The following is an 18,985-nucleotide window of genomic DNA, read 5'->3' on the forward strand; positions in this document are numbered from 1 at the left end:
GGAGAGACGAGATGAATATGATTAATAAAGTAGTGATTGGTATCACTGTCGCATTGGGTTTAGTTGCGATAGTTCATGCTCAACAAGGTCCGATGGGCGGCAATGGGCCTATGGGGATGATGGGGCAAGGTCCGATGGGTAATGGCATGGGTCCAGGGATGATGCGCGGACAAATGATGCAAGGTCAGATGACGGGACCTAACTCGCCAATGAAGGTCATGCAACAGCTCATGACTCCAGCAGAGCGTTTAGCAATGATGGATAAGATGGCTGATGCAAAGTCATGGGAAGAGCGTCAAGCTATTATGACCACAACACATGCTGAGATGGAAAAGCGGGCAAAAGAAAAAGGAATTACTTTGCCAGTAGGACATGGCCCTCAGATGATGTCTGGCAAAAATTGCGGGTAACAAGATTTGAAGTGATATGCACAAAGCCACCTGCGGGTGGCTTTCTTTTGGGTGATGATTTAGTTTGCTTGTTATCCTCTAGCATATCCTCGTAAATATAGATGTAATAAATGAATATCAACGCAGATTACAGTCAAAGAGTTGTGATTAATCATCACGATTTGCCTTGGATTCCCAGTCCCGAGCCAGGCGTGGAAAGGAAAATGCTTGATCGCCTTGGTGATGAGGTTGCTAGAGCCACTTCAATCATTCGTTATCAAGCTGGATCAAAATTCAAAACTCATACGCATGAATTCGGTGAGGAGATATTGGTTTTAGAGGGCACTTTTAGTGATGAGGAGGGGGATTATCCTACTGGTACTTTCATCATGAATCCACCAGGCTCATCGCACGCACCATTTAGTGATTTAGGCTGCTCTCTGTTCGTAAAACTTAGGCATCTCGGAGCTGACCAGGTGAGGCGAGAGATTGTTAATACAAAAATAGCCACTTGGCATCAAGGTATGTTGCCGGGCCTTCATGTAATGCCACTTATGCAACAGGGAACCGGGTCCACTCTAGTTCGTTGGGCTCCGCAAACGTATTTCAACCCACATAAACACTATGGTGGTGAAGAAATATTTGTTGTCGATGGTGTGTTTGAGGACGAACATGGCCGCTATCCTGAGGGATCATGGATTAGAAGTCCACATATGAGCTTGCACAAGCCATTTAGCAAAGAGGGTTGTGTAATTTTTGTAAAGACTGGGCACTTGCTCGGCTAGTTTTCTTAATTATTTGGATCTTAAAAATGGAGATTAACCGGTAAGCATTATTCGCCCTTTAAAGCGATATATTTAATAAAGTTTGAGGGTAATCACTAAGGCAGACCTCTATAAAAATAGCTATTCTGAATTGAGTTAAAAAATAGTGTGGAGGAGATATCCATGAATTCAAAAAACTTTACTAATAGACGTAAAGTCATTACGGCAGCCTTAGCCGGTGGGGCTAGTTCATTATTACCAACATGGGCAATAGGTTCTGAAAAGACAACTTTGCCAATTGCCTATGGTGAGCGAGAACTGATGGCTTTCCCTGAAAAAAAGCCTATGATTGTGCTCACTTCCAGACCGCCACAATTAGAGACTCCTTTTAAGTATTACGACAATCATGTCATTACGCCAAATGATGAATTCTTTGTGCGTTATCACATGGCCGGCATTCCGACCTCAATTGATCCCAACACCTATCGTCTAAAAGTAGGCGGCAATGTAGAGAAGCCTCTAGAAATCTCTTTAGAGTCGTTAAAGAAAAACTTCCCATCGCAACGTATCGTTGCCGTTAATCAGTGCTCGGGTAATAGCCGTGGCTTATTTGAGCCTCGCGTTAACGGTGGCCAGCTCGGTAATGGCGCCATGGGTAATGCCGCTTGGGTTGGTGTCGCCCTAAAAGATATTTTAAAAGCCGCCAATCCAGGTCGCGGCGCTAAGCAAGTTACCTTTGATGGTTTAGACCAGCCAGTCTTACCAAGTGATTCTGATTTTGTAAAAGGTCTAGATATTGACCACGCCATGGACGGTAATGTGATGGTGGCCTATCAAATGAATGGAGCGGATATTCCATTTTTAAATGGCTACCCGATCAAGTTAATTGTGCCAGGTTATTACGGCACGTACTGGGTTAAACACCTTAGCGAAATCAAAGTCGTGAATGACGTGTACAACGGCTATTGGATGAATCCTGCATACCGTATTCCCGATAATGACTGCAATTGTGTAGCACCTGGTACGGCCCCATCTAAAACGATCCCGATTAATCAATTTACGATCCGCTCATTTATCACCAACTTCACAGATAACAGCGTTGTCAACGTCGGCAAACCAATTCAAGCAAGAGGTATAGCTTTTGATGCTGGCTACGGAATTAAGAAGGTTTTGTTTTCACAAGATAATGGGCAAAATTGGACGGAGGCCAGATTGGGCCAAGACCTTGGCCGCTTCTCATTTAGAGAATGGCGCGTTGAATTTACGCCAAAGCAAAAAGGTGTTTTGGACTTGAGGGTCAGAGCCTTTAATCACGCAGGCCAAGTTCAGCCAATGACTGCAAGTTGGATGCCGGCTGGTTATATGCGAAATGTCGTTGAGACAGTAAAAGTTACCGCTGTCTAAGGGGAAAAATATGAAAAAAATTGCCCTTATCCTTTCTGCGCTTGCATTTAATCAAATTGCACAAGCAAAAACCATTGAGCTACCTGCGGATACCATTCTATGGCGACCATCTGATCTACCGGGGTATCAATTAACTCTGCAAAAATGCTCTGCTTGCCACTCAGCCCACTATGCTGAATATCAGCCTCCAAATACAGGGGTAGGTTATTGGAATGCACAGGTTCTCAGAATGAAAAATGTTTTTAAGGCTCCAGTAACTGATGAAGAGGTCCCGGTGATTGTTGAATATCTCAATCAAACCTATGGCGCAAATAGGAAGTAATAATTACTCTGAATGAAAACCCTCATCAGTAATGGTGAGGGTTTTGTTAAATTAAGCATTGAAAAGTGTGCGATTGAATCGCTAACAGCAAACCCTTATGCAGTAAGGGCCGTAATTTTTGAGATTTTTATAGGCTGAAGCGAATCGCCCGCAAAGCCTTATTCTATATGGTGGGTCGGGCGAGATTCGAACTCGCGACCAGCGGATTAAAAGAAGTCGTGGCTCTTCGTTTGCCTTTATATCTATTGACTTATCGGGCGGTCAAAATGACTGTGCGATTGAGTGTGCGATTGCTTTACGGTGTCTTTATTTGCCCCAATAGTATTTCTGCGATGGGTGAGAGTTTTCCGCCGTGAGCTTTTATTACCCCAATTTCTCTGCTTAATGTTGGTTTTGTTAATGGGATGGCTCTAACGTCTGGATGGTTCTCTTGGTTAAAAGAAAGGAGTGGAGCTATTCCAGTGCCAAAACCAGCGCTTACTAGATTGGGTAATGATGACACTCGGTTAGCCTCAATAGCTATTGAGCTACTTAATCCTAGATTAAATAGCTCCGAATTTAATATTTGGCGATTTCCGCTTTCCTGGCCAATAGTGATAAGTCGATGCTTGGATAATTGCTTCCATTCAATTTTTTGGTTGGTTGCCAGTGGGTCGGTTTTTCGCATTAATGCAATAAAAATATCATCCTGAATTTTTTCAAAAATGATTCCAGGAATTGGGCTGCTTAAAAAGCCAAGTCCGAAATCAGCTTTTCCGTTTTTTACATTCTCAATTACTGAGGATTCTGACCCGTCTAAGATTTTGATCTTAATCTTCGGGTAATGTTTTATTAAATGCTCTATAGGCTTTATAAGTAAGCTATCAATGGTAGAGGGTATGCAGGCAATCGTTATTTGTCCTATGTAGAGTTCGGCTATGTCGCCAATATTTAATGCCGTCTCTTCTAGTTGTTCTAAGGTAACTAGCACTCGATCTAAAAACGATCTACCAACCGGCGTGAGCTTGACTTCTCTTGTTGTTCTGTTGAAAAGGCGTACCCCTAATTTTGATTCAAGCTTTTCGATTCTTCTGGATAGTGCCGGTGTAGACAGGTTGATGGCTTCTGCTGCTAATTTAAAGCTACTACGCTCCGCAATCGCCACAAAAGCAATTAGTTGCTGAAGGTCAAAATTAATGCGTTTCATGCAACAATAATATCAAATATTGCAATTTACAAATCAATCTAATAGATAGAAAATTTGATGTTTTTATATTTTTAGGAGACAGCAATTGCTTAAACGAGGATTAATTGGGCTATTCCTTAGCATTCTTTTTGCAGGAACTGCCCTTGCTGCCGATATTCAAGTAATTACTTCAGGTGCATTTGCTGAGGCATTGAAAGCTCTAGTGCCTGAATATGAAAAGCAGTCGCCTAATAAGGTAATTATTTCTTATGGTTCATCTATGGGTGCGGCGCCGGATTCAATTCCTTCAAGGCTAGCAAGAGATGAAAAGTTTGATGTCTTAATTTTGGCGTCACCATCTTTAGATGGCTTTATCAAAAGTGGAGCAGTGCAACCAGGCACTCGCGTAGATCTGGTTGCTTCAGTGATTGGTGCTGCTGTTAAAGCGGGCGCTCCCAAGCCTGATATCAGCACCGTTCCAGCCTTAAAGCAAGCCTTGCTCAATGCAAAATCTGTGGCTTATTCAGCTAGTGCAAGCGGAACCTACTTATCCACCGAGCTATTTCCTAAATTGGGGATTGCCGAGCAAATGAGTAAAACAGCGAAAAAGATTTATAGCGAGCGCGTTGGCACTGTAGTAGCAAGAGGTGATGCAGAGCTGGGTTTTCAGCAGGTTAGCGAATTGATTCCCATTCCGGGAATTGATTTCATTGGTGAGATTCCTCCAGAAGTTCAGCAAACCGTTTTGTTCTCCGCGGGCATTACTAGTAATGTTGCAAACCTAAATGCTTCTAGAGATCTGATCGCATTTCTGGCTTCCCCCAAAGCTGCGCCAACTATTCAGAAGGCTGGACTTAAGCCGATGTTGCCCGCATTGCCTTGGTAAAACCCATTAGTTAAATAGCAAAATTACTAGATATAATTTCTATTAAGCAGGAGAGTGAGGGCATGCCCTCCACCGAAGGCGCAAACTCCCATGAACGCTCAGGTATCCCATAGGAAGGTACTGCTTAAATTTAACGGCCGTCTGGAGAGTCGCCATATTGATGGCGCACCGAAGGAGCAAGTCCCAAGCTCAGCTTGGCATGAATCTCTCAGGTATCAAGGACAGGGGGAGCGGCATCCATCCACTTTTTTGTGATTGATGGATCGCTTTGGGAGTACTGTATGCACAATTCCACTTAAGTAATTAATCCATCTTTTTTGGTACCGCGCATTGGCGGGATATTTTGACGCACCCTTAATGCAATTTAAGGATTTATTACATAAGGTATTGATATGAGCAATAAATTTGTGGAAGAAGCACCATACCATCCAGGCTATGAAGATGTTGGTTTTAAGGATGAAACTTCACGCTTAGCTGCTGAAATTGATCTTTTTAGAAAAAGCAATTCTCGATATTTGAGTTTTGCAGAAGTCATTGTTGACTTCTGTTCGTCTAGCCACAATCGATTGCATACTGCAAAATAATGATTGCTAAATAAGCCGCTAATAAGCGGCTTATTTTTTATTTAAAACGATAGGCTAGAGCGGCAAAAATGTTGTCTTGGAACGAGCGGTTCATAACGGGGCTGTTATTAATACCATTGCCTAACCATTTGCGACGCCCGTAGAGATTGATGTACCAGTTATCTACAACTGGGATTTCTAGCATGAAGCCCGCTATCAAATTATTGGTGGCAGGCGCAACATAGGTGCCGTAGCCTGTTGCATTTGCTTCGCCAGTATTCATACCGTAGTAGTAGTTGGCATATTGGCTGGACTGTCGTTCAATCCCAAATTCTGGATACAACACAATATTTTTATAAGTCTCTACTTCAGCAAAATACAAAAGCTCATAAAGAGCACCATGAGATTTTCCAAAGTCGTGATAAGCATTCGCAAAAAAACCACCAATCGGTGTTTCTTGATAAGTGCCAATGCCTAAAGGAATTGGGTCGCTACGATTAATCGATGCGCCATTAAAAGGAGACTTAACCTTGTAGGTGTTTAAATCAATTTTTCCAATAAGCTCAAGATATCCGTTGCCAAGCTCAAATGTCTTAATGCCCACCTCATCAATTCGCACGAAGAACCGTTTGTAATCAAAAAAAGCATAAGGAAGCACTAAAGATTGTGTGCCTTCTGTGCCAATATGCATATTGGAGCTATAAACAGCGACACCGATATCGCCGACGATTCGATCGGGCAAGCTATTAGGCACATCGACGGGCTCCAAGTCTGCGGCGTAGGCGGAAATGGATAGCATTATGGCTACCAGGGTAGCTAGGAGCTTTGTCATGGATTTCATTTCAACATCATAGGGCATTTTGGGGCAGTTAAAGATCTAAATTATCTAGGGCTATATTTTCTAAATGGCTTGTGTCAGCCCACTTATCTACCTGCCAAAAATGTCCGTTATGGCTAATCCAGTTTAGAGATGCATTGGGTACGGCCACCGCCTTTTCGGACTCTAAAGATTGCTTACAGGCTAGTCGATACATCATGTCTAGTGCGCCACCATGGCTCACCAATAATATAGTTTTGCCTACATGCTGCATTCGAATATTTTCCAATGCGCTATGAATGCGATTAGCAAATTGTTTGATGCTCTCCCCGCCTTCTAGGGGGTGATCAAGATTGCGGCTCAGGTGAATCGCCCAAAGATCGGGTTTGAGTTGTGGCCCCTCTTCTGTAGTGAGTCCTTGAAGTGCACCAAGATGACGCTCACGTAATTGTTGATCAATGATGGCTTTGACGCCAAACTTTTTTTCAATCGCACCTGCTGTATTGGCTGCACGTTGCAAATCACTGGAATACAAAACATCAAATTGCAAATCAATTGCTTTAAGGGCCTTTGCCATTTGCATTGCTTGGGCAATCCCGTGTTGGTTTAGTGGAATATCGGTATGCCCTTGAAGGCGACGCGCGACATTCCAATCGGTCTCACCATGACGGACGAGACAAAAGCGAGTTGTTTTCATATTAATTTTTCAGCGTCCAGGCACGGGGGTTATGTTCAAAGCCAATGTGCTCATAGTATTCATTAGCTTTTGGAGCCGCTAGCAGAACAATCATGCAGTTGGGCCCCAGATGTCTTCGAGTTTGCGCGATAAGTTCTTTGCCAATCCCCATGCGTTGATATTCTTGGTCCACTGCTAGGTCAGCCAAATAAGTGACATAAGCAAAATCAGTCAGTGATCGCGAAATACCAATTAATTTACCTTGATCCCATGCGGTTATGGTGAGGTTTGCATTTTTTAGCATTGCCTCAAAAGTTTCTTTGTTATTAACCGGCCTGCGTTCACCCAGTGTTGAGCGAATATACAAATCAATCGCTTCTTCAACTGTAACTTCAGCGTCGTCTCGATACTGAATCATGATTCATCCTTTATTTTTAGACTCAATACATCGCCTACTGAAATTTCACCGACATTCATCACTTCCACCCTTAAGCCTCCTCGCCCTTCAAACGCAATAATGAAGTCCGGTTTGTTTAGGAGCTGAGCGGGTCTTTGGCATGGCGTACATAATTCACTGCCCTTGAGAACGAGAGGTCCTAATGCAAATGTTTTCCCGACAAGAGAATTCAGATCTTCCGAGCTCATATCGCCAATAACAATATTTCTGCGGGTTTCAGAGGCATCAAATGTCGGCTCTTCTCCGGCCATCAGCCACTCATTGGCAATGGCAATTCCGGATTCGGTGATAAGACTGAGGTGCCGTATTTTGTTGGGAATGATATTTGAATAAGCGCCCTTCTTGTTGGTGTATCGATCCCCTTCTATCCCCAATGGAGTTATCTTGGCTTTGGGCAATGATTGCATCGGTGCGCCAGCAGTCGCAGCAATATAAATAGCCTGAATATAGGGCTGTCTTGTACTCATGAGTATTTGTATATTACAGCCCAATGCCAGCGCTTTATTAATACAATGAACTAAAACACATCAAAAGGGACAGGCGTGAATCAAGAAAGCAAGGGAATGTTGATAGGCTTTATCGGCATTCTGATTTTTAGCTTAACCTTGCCCGTAAGTAAGATCGCTGTTCTGAGCTTTGACCCTTATTTCATTGCATTCGGTAGGGCGCTCTTGGCCGGCTTGGTTGCTTTGGTTTATCTATTTTACAAACAAGCGCCTTTGCCTCAAAAGTCTGACTGGATTAAGTTTGTCATCATTGCTCTTGGCGTTGTATTTGGTTTTCCAATATTCACTACCGTAGCCATGAAAGAAGGATCTTCATCTCATGGCGCAGTTATCTTGGGAATGATGCCTTTGGCCACAACTGTAATTGGAGTTATCCGCTTTAAAGAACGCCCTTCAATTGGCTTTTGGTTGGTATCTTTGCTTGGCGCTGCTTTGGTTGTGGTTTATGCATTGTTAAAAAGCGCAGGAAGTTTTACTTATATCGACGGCCTTTTGGTTGCTGGTGGTATCTGCGCCTGTATTGGGTATGTTGAGGGCGGAGAGCTGTCTCGTCGTATGAATCCACGTGCGGTTATTTCTTGGGCTTTGGTGGTTTCGCTTCCAATTAATGCTATTGCCACTTTCTATATGTTCACGCCAGAGTATTGGAATGCCGATGCGCTTGCTTGGACAAGTTTTATTTACTTAAGTCTTTTCCCCATGTTTCTTGGTTTTTTCTTTTGGTATGAGGGCCTTGCCATTGGCGGCATTGCCAGAGTCAGCCAAGTTCAGCTCATACAACCATTCTGCACTCTAGTAGCTGCTAGTATTTTATTGGGCGATCATTTAACGGCTATGAATATGGTGTTTGCATTCTTGGTGGTTTCTACGGTGATCTTAAGTAAAAGAATGCTAGTCAAGCGTACTTAATTTATATTCAAATCATGATCAATATTCCCAATTTTATTTTTGCTTTGGTGATGGGTTTTTTAATGTCTGCCAGCATCACCCTTGCAACAACATTTGTTCGCATTGGCGCAGTTGAGAATTTCATTTGGATCTGGCTTGAGGTATGGCTAGTCGCGTATCCTGTTGCAATCGTTTGCATATTGGCCTACCGATCTTTGGCAACGAAAATAACCGCGGCAGTTCTTGAAAAGCTAAAGAGCTAAGTATGAAAATTATTGCACTATTGATAGTCATTTTTGCGCTAGCGGCTTGTACACCGGTATACACCGATGCATCAGATTCAAAACATGTCACTTTTTTGAATGCTGATGGCGATTCAATTGATCAATTAACTCAAAAGGCAAATGCTTATTGCGCCCAGTATGGAAAGGTAGCCAAGTACAAAAGTGGCGACTCTTCTCTAGCAACTGTCTTTAGTTGCATTTCAGTGCGTTGATGCTTGTATTAGCCGGCTAGGTCAGATTGATAAATGAGGCCGGCATGTTCTCTTAAGGCGTGGAACTGAATTGATTCCCAGCGTTGTTGCGCCACATCTAGCTCAGACTTATGAGATGCTAGAAATACTGGCGCTCCAACAACATCTTCTGCCATGCGATGAATGTTTTCTTGGGTAAATTTTTTGAGTGCTACAGGATCATCAGAGCTAACCCAGCGAGCGAGACTATAGCGCGCAGGTAATAAGCGAACTTCAGCGCCATATTCAGTTTGTAGACGATGGCTCACAACCTCAAATTGCAGTTGTCCAAATGCGCCTAGCAACATGGTGCCCCCGGCCATAGGACGAAATACTTGAATAGCGCCTTCTTCACCAAGTTGCATCAAGCCAGTGCGCAATTGTTTTGAACGCAATGGGTCGGCTGATTCAACAAGTCGGAAAATTTCTGGGGCAAAGAAAGGCAGTCCCGTGAACTGTAGTTGCTCGCCTTCAGTTAGCGTGTCACCTAAGCGTAGTAGCCCATGATTTGGCAAGCCAATAATGTCGCCAGGAAAAGCTTCGTCCAAAATGTCGCGTCTTTGTGACAAAAACGAGAGTGCGTTATTAGTTCGCACTTCTTTGCCATTGCGACAGATTTTGAGTTTCATGCCGCGTTCAAAATGACCCGAACAGATCCTCAAGAAAGCCACGCGGTCACGGTGTGCAGGATCCATATTGGCCTGAATCTTGAAAACCACCGCTGAGAATTTATTTTCCGCCGGACTGACTTCACGTTGCAATGCTTTGCGCCCGCCAGGTGATGGTGCTAATTCAACGAGGGTGTTCAGGATTTCTCGCACACCAAAGTTGTTAATTGCAGATCCAAAGAATACTGGGGATTGGCGGCCCGCTAAGAAGGCTTCACGATCAAAGGCAGGCATTGCTTCTTTAATAAGTTCAACTTCACCCAGAGCATTTTCAAGATCAACGCCAAGGCGCTCTTTCAGTGCTGGATCATTAATGTCAATAACAGCGTGTGAGTCTTCAGTTACTCGATCTTCCCCGGCCTTAAACATGCGCATACGATTGTTGGCAATATCAATTACTCCAGCAAAGGACTTGCCCATGCCCACTGGCCAAGTAAAGGGCACAACTTCGATGCCTAGTGCTGACTCAATTTCATCCATTAACTCCATTGGAGGCTTTACTTCGCGATCCATTTTGTTAATGAAGGTAACGATTGGTGTGTTGCGTGCGCGACAGACTTCTAGCAAGCGCAATGTTTGTGATTCCACTCCATTTGCAGCATCGATAACCATTAAGGCAGAGTCAACTGCAGTGAGAACACGATAAGTGTCCTCAGAGAAGTCTTGGTGACCTGGGGTATCTAAAAGATTAATAATGCAGTCGCGATATTCCATCTGCATTACAGAGCTTGCTACAGAGATGCCGCGTTGTTTCTCAATCTCCATCCAGTCGGATGTGGCATGTCTACTGGCTTTGCGAGCCTTAACACTTCCAGCGATCTGAATTGCACCCGCATAAAGCAACAGTTTTTCTGTGAGCGTAGTTTTACCTGCATCTGGGTGGGAGATGATGGCAAAGCTGCGACGTCTTAGTACTTCTGCGGCAGGGGTGCTGGAGATATTAGTATCGATGGTAATTCTGCGCTGATTAATCTAGTTCGGTGGCAATTATAAGCGGGTAGCCCTTTTAGAATTGCTCTCCAGGCTTGAGATAGCGCCATTGTCCAGGGGGTAGAGGACCCAACGAAACGCGCCCCATACGAACACGTTTTAATCCAAGCACCCTTAAGCCCACCATTTCACACATGCGACGGATTTGACGTTTGCGCCCCTCTCGTAAAACGAAGCGTAATTGCTCTTCGTTTTGCCAGCTGACTTGCGCAGGCTTGAGAGCAACGCCATCTAAAGATAAACCGTGTCTTAAGCGATCCAAGTCTTCATATGAAAGCCTGCCCTCCACGCGCACCAAATATTCTTTTTCAATCGGACTGTTTTCTCCGATTAATAACTTAGCAATCCGACCATCCTGCGTCAATACAAGCAGGCCTGTAGAGTCAATATCTAAGCGGCCGGCGGGTGCAAGACCCTTGGTATTAAAGCGGGGGCTGCGATTTTTATCGAGTGGATTGGGGAAATAATTTTCAGGCGTAATTAATGAGGCGGCAGGTTGATATTCCTGTTCGTCATCGTAATGAGAAATAAATCCAACTGGCTTGTTCAGAATGACGGTAATTCGAGAGGCTTGCTGCGCTTTGGCTCCAGATTGCAGTTCAATTTTTTGATGGCGATATGCACGAACACCAAGTTCATTGACAACCTCTCCATCGACTGTGACGAGCCCTTGCTCTATATACGAGTCAGCTTCCCGCCTAGAACAAAGACCAAGCTCTGAGAGTAATTTAGAGACGCGTACTTTTTCTTCCATGACTACATTATCCGATAAAGAAGCATCGTAATTGGTGCGAGGCAGCATTTGGTATTGGCTACACTAGAAGCCTCCAGTCCAGTGAATAAAGGAAAAGTGATGACGGTTACCTTAAAGAAGCCACCAATTTATAAAATTCTTTATTTTCAGGTCCTTGTGGCAGTTGTCATTGGGGTTTTACTTGGGCACTTCTACCCATCTTTGGGAACGGAGATGAAGCCTTTTGGGGATGCTTTTATCAAAGCTATCAAGATGCTGATTGCCCCAGTGATTTTTTGTACCGTTGTTATTGGTATTGCCGGCATGGAAGATATGAAGAAAGTTGGCAAGACCGGCGGTATTGCACTTCTATATTTTGAAATCGTTAGCACTATTGCTCTGATCGTCGGCTTAGTAGTGGTCAATGTATTGCAGCCTGGCGCCGGCATGAATATCGATCCAAGTACTCTTGATACGAAAGGAATCGCTGCCTATACCGGCCCTGGAAAAATGGGTACGACCACTGAGTTTTTGATGAACATTATTCCTAGCAGTGCAGTTGATGCATTTGCTAAAGGAGAGATATTGCAAGTGCTATTTATTGCAATCTTGTTCGGCTTTGCACTGCATAAGTTCGGTGGGCGCGGAACTTTGGTGTTTGATATGGTTGAAAAGACTTCACATGTTCTTTTTGACATGATTGGCGTCATCATGAAATTCGCACCTATCGGTGCATTTGGCGCAATGGCTTTCACGATTGGTAAATACGGTGTTGGTTCCTTATTCTCCTTGGGCAAGTTAATGGGCTCTTTCTATTTAACTTGCTTGTTATTTGTCTTTATTGTTTTAGGAATCATCGCGCGCCTGAACGGTTTCAGCATTTTTAAGTTTGTTCGCTATATTAAAGAGGAGTTGTTAATAGTTTTGGGAACATCTTCTTCCGAGTCTGTATTGCCTCGCATGATGGAAAAGATGGAGCTCTTGGGTGCTAAGAAAACCTGTGTTGGTCTTGTAATTCCAACGGGCTATTCTTTTAATCTAGATGGAACTTCTATTTACTTAACGATGGCTGCAGTATTTATTGCGCAAGCGACTAATACGCCGATGACCATCATGCAGGAGCTTACTTTGCTCTTGGTATTGTTGCTTACTTCAAAGGGTGCAGCAGGAGTTACCGGCAGCGGCTTTATTGTTCTCGCTGCAACGCTCTCGGCTGTAGGTGAAGTACCGGTTGCCGGCTTGGCAATCATTTTAGGCATTGATCGCTTTATGTCAGAAGCTCGCGCACTAACTAACTTAGTTGGAAATGGCGTTGCCACCATTGTTGTTGCAAAGTGGACTGGTGAGTTAGATAGTAAGCAGTTGACCACCGTACTCAATAAAGATAACTGGATTGAAGCCCAAGATCCAGAGATCATCTTGGACCAAAAACAAGAAAAGATGAAGTAATTGTTATGAGTGAGAGGGTGTGATGACGCAAAAGAGTATTTTGAAATCTTTTTTCACACCCCTTCTCTTGATATTTTGGGGTGGCGCTTTTGCACAAACACGTCTTCCTGACATTCCACCAGAGCAATATACGGTAGAGCAACAAAAGGCTGCGCAGGAGTTTGAAATCGCGCGCAAGAAGGCTCCATGGGGCCCTTTTGCTATGTTGATGTATAGCCCACAGCTCATGAATAATGCGCGAGCCATGGGAGACTATCTGCGTTACAACTCCACATTTGATAGTCATCTTAGTGAGTTCGCCATCTTAATTACAGCTCGTGAATGGTCTCAAGATTATGAGTGGTATGTGCACTATCCAATCGCAATCAAGGCCGGACTGAAGCCTGAGATTGCACAAGCTTTAAAAGAGGGCAGACATCCAGAAGGCATGAGTGATGATGAGGCTATTGTTTACAACTTCACTATGGAGTTGCAAAAGAATAAGCAAGTCTCCGATGCAACCTTTGCGAAAACAGAAAGTCGCTTTGGTAAAAAAGGCGCTATTGATTTGGCCGGAATAGCGGGTTACTACACCTTTCTAGCCATGGAGATGAATATGGCAAGACATCCAATTCCAGCGACTGCAGAGCGTCTGCCTCGCCTTTCGCACTAGACTAAGTTCTGACAATATGCACGCTACAAGGGGCCTCTTCGACAATCTTGGTCATTGAGGTTCGCCAAGGCGTTACCTTGTTTGGAAGTTTGTGTGATGCGCCAATCAAGATGAGTGAAGCATCATTATCTTTTGCGAATTCAACAATACGAGAGGCGGGATCCATAGCTTCAAGTACGTGATAGGAAATTCGCTCTGGTGGAAGCTTAAGTGGTTTTGCCCATTCCATCAGTTGAACCAAGTGACCACGCACAATGCCACTCGCAGTCTCGCTCTCGTGCTTGCCCTCGTAGGTTGGTGTGCTTGCGATCGTGCTGATGCATACAAGACGACTCTCTGGATAAGCCTGCAATAAATTTTTCGCAGTGCTTTGCATTCTTTCGCGCAAATTTTCATCAGACTGACGGGTATCAATTGCCGCGATCATCAATGGTGCGTCATAGTTTCCCATGCTGGGTTTTGGGCTTGGGGATGGTTCGTAGCCAGCCGCTCTAAACATCCCTTTTAGGTTTTCCCAGAAGCTTGGTGGCTCTACGCGGTCAGCTCGTTCGGTCAGCGTGACGCCTTCAGGATCACGCAGCATTTGGCGTAAGCGAGCAGCGCTTTGATATCGATCTGCCGCACGAGGTTCTAGGCAGCGTAGTACAACCTCTTGAAGCCAGCGTGGAATTTCTCTACGGATGGCACGCGGTGGAAAAGGCTCTGCCCACATACGTCTTCTAAGGCCCGTCATTGTCTGAGGGTTTCCGAAAGGAAGTTCGCCAGTCAACAATTCGTACATGATGGCGCCAATAGAATAAATATCGCTGCGCGAGTCTGTGCGTATGCCCGCCACTTGTTCTGGAGAAATGTAGGGCGCGGAGCCAACACCTTTTCGCATTTCTTCAGCTAATAAATCTGGAAAACGATCGTGGTGAGAAAGGCCAAAATCAATAAGCGTCAATTTTCCTTTGTCATCAATCAGAATATTTTCTGGCTTGATGTCTAAATGAATCGCATCTTGAGAGTGAAGTGATTGAACTGCTTGTGCAAGATCGGCGCCAATTTTGACTACTTCGTCAATCGTAAATTCTTTGCCCTCTTTTATTAGATCTTCAAGTGGCCTGCCTGCTACCCTTTCCATTGCAATATAGGGCCTGGTTGCCATATTGCCAGCACCTAAAAACCTAGGCACATAAGGACTTTTCAAAGAGCGCAAAATGGTGAGCTCTGTTTCAAAGCCGATGAGACTCTCTACTGGCTGATCTCTTCCAACCCTTGGGATTTTTAGCAGAATCGGAACATCAATTCCTTCTTTGGTCGCCGAGAAAAGACTTGCCATTCCACCACGATGAACTTCTTGTCCGAGAACAAAACCATCAACAACTTTGCCCTCTTGGAAAATATCGTCTACTGCTTCAATTTCAGTATTAATCGGCATAGCTTATTTGCCGGTGATTAAGCGATTGGCTAAGTCTTCGGGCAGCCCTGCGCGTCTTACCTTGTCGGCGGCCGTATAGTGATCATAGGCAGTGCGATGAAATGTCAGTACTTCAGTTTCTGGCTCAAAGATTGCAAAACAGGCTTCAGGATTTCCATCTCGAGGCTGACCAAGAGAGCCAACAACGCCTACCCACTGGCGATGTTGAAGAACCGGAATCTCATCTCCTGGGTGCGGAGCAAAGCGAATGAGTTTGCCAACCGCGCTTTGATAAAACAGGGCTTGCTCGTGGGCATGACCAACAAAGGTGTAGCTCTTTCCAGAGCTCTGAGCGCAGCGCCAGGCGCTCATGCTATCGGTAACGTAGTTCCAGTCAGCTGGGTTGTGTGCAGAAGCATGCACAAAGCAAATTTTTTCTTCGTTAACAATCAACGGAAGATCTTTTAGAAATTGCACATGAGCATTGCTTAGCTTGCTTTTGGTCCATTCAATCGCAGCATTGGCACTGGCATTCATGTGATTGCGGCTATCTTTGAAAATTGCTTCATCATGATTGCCAAGAATCGCTAATGCTTTTTTAGAGTCGACTAGTTCAGCAATTCTTTCAATGACTGCAATTGGGTCTGCGTTGTAACCAACAAGATCTCCCAGAAAAACCATGCGAGTGACCCCGAGCTCTTCGGCTCTGGTCATGCAGGCCTCAAAAGCTTCTAAATTGCTGTGAAGATCGGCGAACAGCCCAATGCGCTCAGTCATCCTCTAATGATAGGACAAAAGTCCTTTAGTTAGAAGGGTTGTAGGGGTTTGCTTCGTGATTTGGGCGATTTTTGAAGCGCTTGTGCACCCAGTAATATTCAGCGGGTCGTAGACGAATTTCATCCTCAAAATGCCTATTTAAACGCGCCGTGTCTTCTTTATGGTCGCCAGTTGGAAAGTCTTTCAGAGGTTTGCTGATCTTGCAGAGATATCCTGACCCGTCGTCCTTTAGGGTAGTTGTCATTAAGCAAACTTCAGCACCACTAATGCTTGCAAGACGAGAAATAGTAGTAATCGTATTTGTGTCAATGCCAAAGAAGGGTACAAACTCAGAGTCTTTAAGTCCCAGATCGATGTCTGGGGCAACAATGATGAGATCGCCATTGCGAATCTCGCGAATAATAGCTTTTGTATTTCCTTGGCGATCAATAGAGTTGCCCCCAAATCGATTGCGCCATTTAATCATTTTTTGATTAAAGAAAGGATTTTTCATTCTTTGAAAAAATCCCGAGGTTCTTGGCCAGTCCATGCGTTTGGCTAAGGCACTCAAAATAATGGCGCCCTCAATCCCGGTAAAGTGCATGTTTACTAAAATGCGAGGCTTGCGGCTCGATAGGTCAATAGATGATTTCACTTCAATCATTTTGGAAAGTTGTTTTTCACTGCCTAGCCAAATAATGCTCTTTTCTACTAGGCTGCGACCTAAGAGTCGCCAATGTTGTTTTCTTAATAGATCGGCTTGTGTTTCGCTAAGATCAGGAAAGCACAACTTCAAATTGATTTTGATAACACGATTGCGATCACTCGGTATTTTTGCGGCAATATAGCCAAGCCCATAACCAATAGATACCAAAGTTCTATAAGGAAGCAGAGACAGTAACTTCAAGCATGCGACGCTCGCATGGTTTGTAAAAGCGCTCAATACTAACTCTTATGCTGACTCGTAACGCTTGATTGATTTTGCGTAACGATCCAACATTTCTTCAGTGGAGCTGCAGGACATGCCCAAGTCATTTACTAGGCCGGTGTCTAATCGATAGGCCCATCCATGAACTGTCAACTCTTGTCCTCGTGCCCAGGCGTCTTGAACAATGGTGGTTTCGCAGACATTGACAACTTGCTCGATGACATTAAGTTCGCATAAGCGATCCTGACGCTTGGGTGTTGGCAGCACTTCACCAAGATAGCGCTCATGTTTTTGATGAACGTCCTTAACATGACGTAACCAGTTATCTGCAAGCCCAACCCTTCTGTCGCTCAGAGCTGCATGAACACCGGCACAACCGTAGTGACCGACTACCAAAATGTGTTTGACCTTTAGAAGATCAATAGCAAATTGAATAACGGATAAACAATTCAGATCAGTGTGCACCACAACGTTAGCCACGTTGCGGTGAACAAACAGCTCACCAGGCAATAAATCGACGATTTCATTTGCGGGCACTCTACTATCGGCACAACCAATCCAAAGATATTCTGGAGCCTGCTGGCTTAATAGCCTTTTAAAGAAATCTGGATCCTTAGCAACCATGCCTTCGGCCCATTGACGATTACTAGCAAACAGGTGATCTAGAGCTTGAGAATTTTTGTATGGCATGGGATTAAGTTTAAAGTACTTTAATGGCGCCTAATTGGTTAAAACAAACCCCTTCAGGAATTATTACGCTTAGCCTGCACTGTCAGCCAGGGGCTAAGCAGACCAAGGTTCTTGGCTTGCATGATGATTGCCTCAAAATCGCCTTACAAGCCCCTCCGCTTGAAAACAAGGCGAATACGTTACTGGTGGCATGGCTATCTAAACAGCTAAAGATCCCACAAAAACAAATTCAATTTATTTCCGGGCAAAACAATCGCAGAAAACGGATTGAGATTCAGGGCGATATTGATGCTGAGCAAATCATTCGAACACTGATACCAGATTAATATTTGAACTACCGATTTGTGACTACCAAAAAATTGCCCACAAAATTCCCAAAATTAATACCCATTTGCCAACGTAATAAATTGAGCGGTGTTTCGCTTTTAGTTTTTTGGCTTGAGCACGAAGATGGTAGAAATAAGTGAACAAGACGTTGACAAAGCCAACTTTCTCACCAGGAACATTTTGAGAAGCAGCAGCGCTCATGACATAGCGCCCAAACCATCGATTCAATAATTGCACTACTTTCGTGTGAACAGGTCTTTCAACATCACAGAACAAAACAATGCGCTGATGATCTGTTTCGTTGGCGGCGTAATGAATAAATGTTTCATCAAACATCACGGGTTCACCATCTTTCCAGAAGTAGCGCTCGCCATCTACATCGATATAGCATTTGGGGTCGTTCGGTGTTACTAAACCGATGTGATAGCGCAGGGATCCAGCATAGGGATCGCGATGGCGCACTAGCGTTGCCCCAGGTGGCAAAGAAGCAAACATGGCAGCTTTAATAGAGGGAATGGACTTGAGGAGGGCGACGGTCTTGGGACAGCTTGTCTGGGCGGATGGCAAATCTTTGCCATACCAATACAAATGGAAACGCTTCCAGCCGGTTCTAAAAAAGGAATTAAAGCCAATATCGTTGTAACCAGTGGCGGCCGCGATTGCACCGTCTGCATTTAAAGAAAGCGCTTCTTGACGAATAATTTCCCAGTTATCTTGCAAGGGTTTCATTTCAGGGAATTCGCTTACTGGAATATAGGCGGATGCCTTCACTTTCGAAAATAAATACAAAAGAGCATTTATTGGGGCCAGCAGAACTTGGTAATCCGTCAGCGATCTCACTACGCCAAAACGCACTTTCCCTCTGAAATAAACATAAATTGCCGATGCTACAAAGATGAAAAAAATAATGTGACGAGCTTGCATTGTTTGTGCCAAGTTAAGTGATGGATTAATTTTAATTTGTAACCAATGTCCCGGCGCACTATTTCTTGTTCTTATAAGCACCTATACTTGACGTAAATCAAGAGAGTTAGCTCGATTA

Annotated in this window: 24 protein-coding genes and 1 riboswitch; of the genes, 12 read left to right on the forward strand and 12 right to left on the reverse strand. The window is 44.2% G+C overall.

Annotated features, from left to right (window positions below):
• Positions 1-11 precede the first annotated feature (11 nt).
• The 4 genes from ICV39_RS03055 to ICV39_RS03070 all read left to right on the forward strand — a co-directional run bounded on the left by ICV39_RS03055 (position 12) and on the right by ICV39_RS03070 (position 2,879).
• A complete protein-coding gene (locus tag ICV39_RS03055) occupies positions 12-410 on the forward strand; it encodes a hypothetical protein (protein ID WP_215390425.1) in 399 nt (132 codons plus the stop codon).
• 110 nt (positions 411-520) lie between these two features.
• A complete protein-coding gene (locus ICV39_RS03060) occupies positions 521-1,174 on the forward strand; it encodes a cupin domain-containing protein (RefSeq protein ID WP_215390426.1) in 654 nt (217 codons plus the stop codon).
• 162 nt (positions 1,175-1,336) lie between these two features.
• Positions 1,337-2,557, forward strand: coding sequence for a molybdopterin-dependent oxidoreductase (locus tag ICV39_RS03065; RefSeq protein ID WP_215390427.1), 1,221 nt, complete (start codon positions 1,337-1,339; stop codon positions 2,555-2,557).
• Positions 2,558-2,567: 10 nt separating this feature from the next.
• Positions 2,568-2,879, forward strand: coding sequence for a cytochrome c, class I (locus tag ICV39_RS03070; protein WP_215390428.1), 312 nt, complete (start codon positions 2,568-2,570; stop codon positions 2,877-2,879).
• 295 nt (positions 2,880-3,174) lie between these two features.
• Here ICV39_RS03070 and ICV39_RS03075 read toward each other — a convergent pair whose 3' ends face one another.
• Complete coding sequence (locus ICV39_RS03075; protein WP_215390429.1) at positions 3,175-4,065, reverse strand: LysR family transcriptional regulator; 891 nt, start codon at positions 4,063-4,065, stop codon at positions 3,175-3,177.
• Between the two features lie 85 nt (positions 4,066-4,150).
• Between ICV39_RS03075 and ICV39_RS03080 the strand changes: the two genes are divergently transcribed.
• Positions 4,151-4,930, forward strand: coding sequence for a substrate-binding domain-containing protein (locus ICV39_RS03080; RefSeq protein WP_215390430.1), 780 nt, complete (start codon positions 4,151-4,153; stop codon positions 4,928-4,930).
• Between the two features lie 131 nt (positions 4,931-5,061).
• Positions 5,062-5,165, forward strand: a riboswitch (glycine riboswitch).
• A 157-nt stretch (positions 5,166-5,322) separates the two neighbouring features.
• Positions 5,323-5,514, forward strand: coding sequence for a hypothetical protein (locus ICV39_RS03085; RefSeq protein WP_215390431.1), 192 nt, complete (start codon positions 5,323-5,325; stop codon positions 5,512-5,514).
• Positions 5,515-5,551: 37 nt separating this feature from the next.
• Here the strand turns inward: ICV39_RS03085 and ICV39_RS03090 are convergent, their stop codons facing one another.
• From ICV39_RS03090 to ICV39_RS03105, 4 genes are read right to left on the reverse strand one after another with little or no spacing between them, the layout of a single operon-like run.
• A complete protein-coding gene (locus ICV39_RS03090; RefSeq protein ID WP_215390432.1) occupies positions 5,552-6,334 on the reverse strand; it encodes a MipA/OmpV family protein in 783 nt (260 codons plus the stop codon).
• A 28-nt stretch (positions 6,335-6,362) separates the two neighbouring features.
• Entirely contained in the window at positions 6,363-7,007 is a 645-nt protein-coding gene (locus tag ICV39_RS03095) for a histidine phosphatase family protein (protein WP_215390433.1), read from the reverse strand.
• A gap of 1 nt (position 7,008) precedes the next feature.
• The gene (locus ICV39_RS03100) at positions 7,009-7,404 is read right to left on the reverse strand and encodes a GNAT family N-acetyltransferase (protein WP_215390434.1); all 396 of its coding nucleotides are present in this window, start codon (positions 7,402-7,404) and stop codon (positions 7,009-7,011) included.
• Positions 7,401-7,910, reverse strand: coding sequence for an MOSC domain-containing protein (locus ICV39_RS03105; RefSeq protein WP_251372718.1), 510 nt, complete (start codon positions 7,908-7,910; stop codon positions 7,401-7,403). The genes ICV39_RS03100 and ICV39_RS03105 overlap by 4 nt, the downstream gene beginning before the upstream one ends.
• A 75-nt stretch (positions 7,911-7,985) precedes the next feature.
• Between ICV39_RS03105 and ICV39_RS03110 the strand changes: the two genes are divergently transcribed.
• From ICV39_RS03110 to ICV39_RS03120, 3 genes are read left to right on the forward strand one after another with little or no spacing between them, the layout of a single operon-like run.
• Positions 7,986-8,858, forward strand: a complete 873-nt coding sequence (locus tag ICV39_RS03110; protein ID WP_215390435.1) for a DMT family transporter — start codon at positions 7,986-7,988, stop codon at positions 8,856-8,858.
• A 14-nt stretch (positions 8,859-8,872) separates the two neighbouring features.
• Positions 8,873-9,100 (forward strand): DUF2798 domain-containing protein, encoded by a 228-nt coding sequence (locus ICV39_RS03115; RefSeq protein ID WP_215390436.1) that lies wholly within the window; start codon positions 8,873-8,875, stop codon positions 9,098-9,100.
• Between the two features lie 2 nt (positions 9,101-9,102).
• Positions 9,103-9,333, forward strand: coding sequence for a hypothetical protein (locus ICV39_RS03120; protein ID WP_215390437.1), 231 nt, complete (start codon positions 9,103-9,105; stop codon positions 9,331-9,333).
• Positions 9,334-9,341: 8 nt separating this feature from the next.
• Here ICV39_RS03120 and ICV39_RS03125 read toward each other — a convergent pair whose 3' ends face one another.
• Both ICV39_RS03125 and ICV39_RS03130 read right to left on the reverse strand, forming a co-directional pair.
• Positions 9,342-10,970: a peptide chain release factor 3 gene (locus ICV39_RS03125; protein WP_371816568.1), complete on the reverse strand. Its 1,629-nt coding sequence runs from the start codon at positions 10,968-10,970 to the stop codon at positions 9,342-9,344.
• A 55-nt stretch (positions 10,971-11,025) separates the two neighbouring features.
• Entirely contained in the window at positions 11,026-11,763 is a 738-nt protein-coding gene (locus tag ICV39_RS03130) for a pseudouridine synthase (RefSeq protein ID WP_215390850.1), read from the reverse strand.
• Positions 11,764-11,862: 99 nt separating this feature from the next.
• Between ICV39_RS03130 and ICV39_RS03135 the strand changes: the two genes are divergently transcribed.
• Both ICV39_RS03135 and ICV39_RS03140 read left to right on the forward strand, forming a co-directional pair.
• The gene (locus ICV39_RS03135; protein ID WP_215390438.1) at positions 11,863-13,191 is read left to right on the forward strand and encodes a dicarboxylate/amino acid:cation symporter; all 1,329 of its coding nucleotides are present in this window, start codon (positions 11,863-11,865) and stop codon (positions 13,189-13,191) included.
• A gap of 22 nt (positions 13,192-13,213) precedes the next feature.
• Positions 13,214-13,843, forward strand: a complete 630-nt coding sequence (locus tag ICV39_RS03140) for a carboxymuconolactone decarboxylase family protein (RefSeq protein ID WP_215390439.1) — start codon at positions 13,214-13,216, stop codon at positions 13,841-13,843.
• A 1-nt stretch (position 13,844) separates the two neighbouring features.
• Here the strand turns inward: ICV39_RS03140 and ICV39_RS03145 are convergent, their stop codons facing one another.
• The 4 genes from ICV39_RS03145 to can are packed head-to-tail and all read right to left on the reverse strand — an operon-like array spanning position 13,845 to position 17,616.
• Entirely contained in the window at positions 13,845-15,263 is a 1,419-nt protein-coding gene (locus tag ICV39_RS03145) for a serine/threonine-protein kinase (RefSeq protein WP_215390440.1), read from the reverse strand.
• Between the two features lie 3 nt (positions 15,264-15,266).
• A complete protein-coding gene (locus ICV39_RS03150; protein ID WP_215390441.1) occupies positions 15,267-16,019 on the reverse strand; it encodes a metallophosphoesterase in 753 nt (250 codons plus the stop codon).
• Between the two features lie 25 nt (positions 16,020-16,044).
• Positions 16,045-16,941, reverse strand: coding sequence for a lipid A biosynthesis acyltransferase (locus ICV39_RS03155; RefSeq protein ID WP_215390442.1), 897 nt, complete (start codon positions 16,939-16,941; stop codon positions 16,045-16,047).
• A gap of 9 nt (positions 16,942-16,950) precedes the next feature.
• Positions 16,951-17,616 (reverse strand): carbonate dehydratase, encoded by a 666-nt coding sequence (gene can, locus ICV39_RS03160; protein ID WP_215390443.1) that lies wholly within the window; start codon positions 17,614-17,616, stop codon positions 16,951-16,953.
• A gap of 23 nt (positions 17,617-17,639) precedes the next feature.
• On the opposite strand from can, the gene ICV39_RS03165 reads away from it, so the two are divergent.
• A complete protein-coding gene (locus ICV39_RS03165) occupies positions 17,640-17,942 on the forward strand; it encodes a DUF167 domain-containing protein (RefSeq protein ID WP_215390444.1) in 303 nt (100 codons plus the stop codon).
• 22 nt (positions 17,943-17,964) lie between these two features.
• On the opposite strand, the gene ICV39_RS03170 is transcribed toward ICV39_RS03165, so the two are convergent.
• Positions 17,965-18,867 (reverse strand): aspartyl/asparaginyl beta-hydroxylase domain-containing protein, encoded by a 903-nt coding sequence (locus ICV39_RS03170; RefSeq protein WP_215390445.1) that lies wholly within the window; start codon positions 18,865-18,867, stop codon positions 17,965-17,967.
• Between the last annotated feature and the right edge of the window lie 118 nt (positions 18,868-18,985).

This window comes from Polynucleobacter sp. MWH-UH25E, assembly GCF_018687095.1.
GTDB lineage: Bacteria > Pseudomonadota > Gammaproteobacteria > Burkholderiales > Burkholderiaceae > Polynucleobacter.

Excerpts from the sequence above, each read along its gene's own strand:
- ICV39_RS03095 (WP_215390433.1), bottom strand. The coding sequence starts at position 7,007 with ATGAAAACAACTCGCTTTTGTCTCGTCCGTCATGGTGAGACCGATTGG.
- ICV39_RS03090 (WP_215390432.1), bottom strand. The coding sequence starts at position 6,334 with ATGAAATCCATGACAAAGCTCCTAGCTACCCTGGTAGCCATAATGCTA.
- ICV39_RS03100 (WP_215390434.1), bottom strand. The coding sequence starts at position 7,404 with ATGATTCAGTATCGAGACGACGCTGAAGTTACAGTTGAAGAAGCGATT.
- ICV39_RS03135 (WP_215390438.1), top strand. The coding sequence starts at position 11,863 with ATGACGGTTACCTTAAAGAAGCCACCAATTTATAAAATTCTTTATTTT.
- ICV39_RS03060 (WP_215390426.1), top strand. The coding sequence starts at position 521 with ATGAATATCAACGCAGATTACAGTCAAAGAGTTGTGATTAATCATCAC.
- ICV39_RS03130 (WP_215390850.1), bottom strand. The coding sequence starts at position 11,763 with ATGGAAGAAAAAGTACGCGTCTCTAAATTACTCTCAGAGCTTGGTCTT.
- ICV39_RS03140 (WP_215390439.1), top strand. The coding sequence starts at position 13,214 with ATGACGCAAAAGAGTATTTTGAAATCTTTTTTCACACCCCTTCTCTTG.
- ICV39_RS03120 (WP_215390437.1), top strand. The coding sequence starts at position 9,103 with ATGAAAATTATTGCACTATTGATAGTCATTTTTGCGCTAGCGGCTTGT.
- can (WP_215390443.1), bottom strand. The coding sequence starts at position 17,616 with ATGCCATACAAAAATTCTCAAGCTCTAGATCACCTGTTTGCTAGTAAT.
- ICV39_RS03150 (WP_215390441.1), bottom strand. The coding sequence starts at position 16,019 with ATGACTGAGCGCATTGGGCTGTTCGCCGATCTTCACAGCAATTTAGAA.
- ICV39_RS03075 (WP_215390429.1), bottom strand. The coding sequence starts at position 4,065 with ATGAAACGCATTAATTTTGACCTTCAGCAACTAATTGCTTTTGTGGCG.
- ICV39_RS03170 (WP_215390445.1), bottom strand. The coding sequence starts at position 18,867 with ATGCAAGCTCGTCACATTATTTTTTTCATCTTTGTAGCATCGGCAATT.
- ICV39_RS03105 (WP_251372718.1), bottom strand. The coding sequence starts at position 7,910 with ATGAGTACAAGACAGCCCTATATTCAGGCTATTTATATTGCTGCGACT.
- ICV39_RS03070 (WP_215390428.1), top strand. The coding sequence starts at position 2,568 with ATGAAAAAAATTGCCCTTATCCTTTCTGCGCTTGCATTTAATCAAATT.
- ICV39_RS03115 (WP_215390436.1), top strand. The coding sequence starts at position 8,873 with ATGATCAATATTCCCAATTTTATTTTTGCTTTGGTGATGGGTTTTTTA.
- ICV39_RS03055 (WP_215390425.1), top strand. The coding sequence starts at position 12 with ATGAATATGATTAATAAAGTAGTGATTGGTATCACTGTCGCATTGGGT.
- ICV39_RS03065 (WP_215390427.1), top strand. The coding sequence starts at position 1,337 with ATGAATTCAAAAAACTTTACTAATAGACGTAAAGTCATTACGGCAGCC.
- ICV39_RS03085 (WP_215390431.1), top strand. The coding sequence starts at position 5,323 with ATGAGCAATAAATTTGTGGAAGAAGCACCATACCATCCAGGCTATGAA.
- ICV39_RS03145 (WP_215390440.1), bottom strand. The coding sequence starts at position 15,263 with ATGCCGATTAATACTGAAATTGAAGCAGTAGACGATATTTTCCAAGAG.
- ICV39_RS03165 (WP_215390444.1), top strand. The coding sequence starts at position 17,640 with ATGGCGCCTAATTGGTTAAAACAAACCCCTTCAGGAATTATTACGCTT.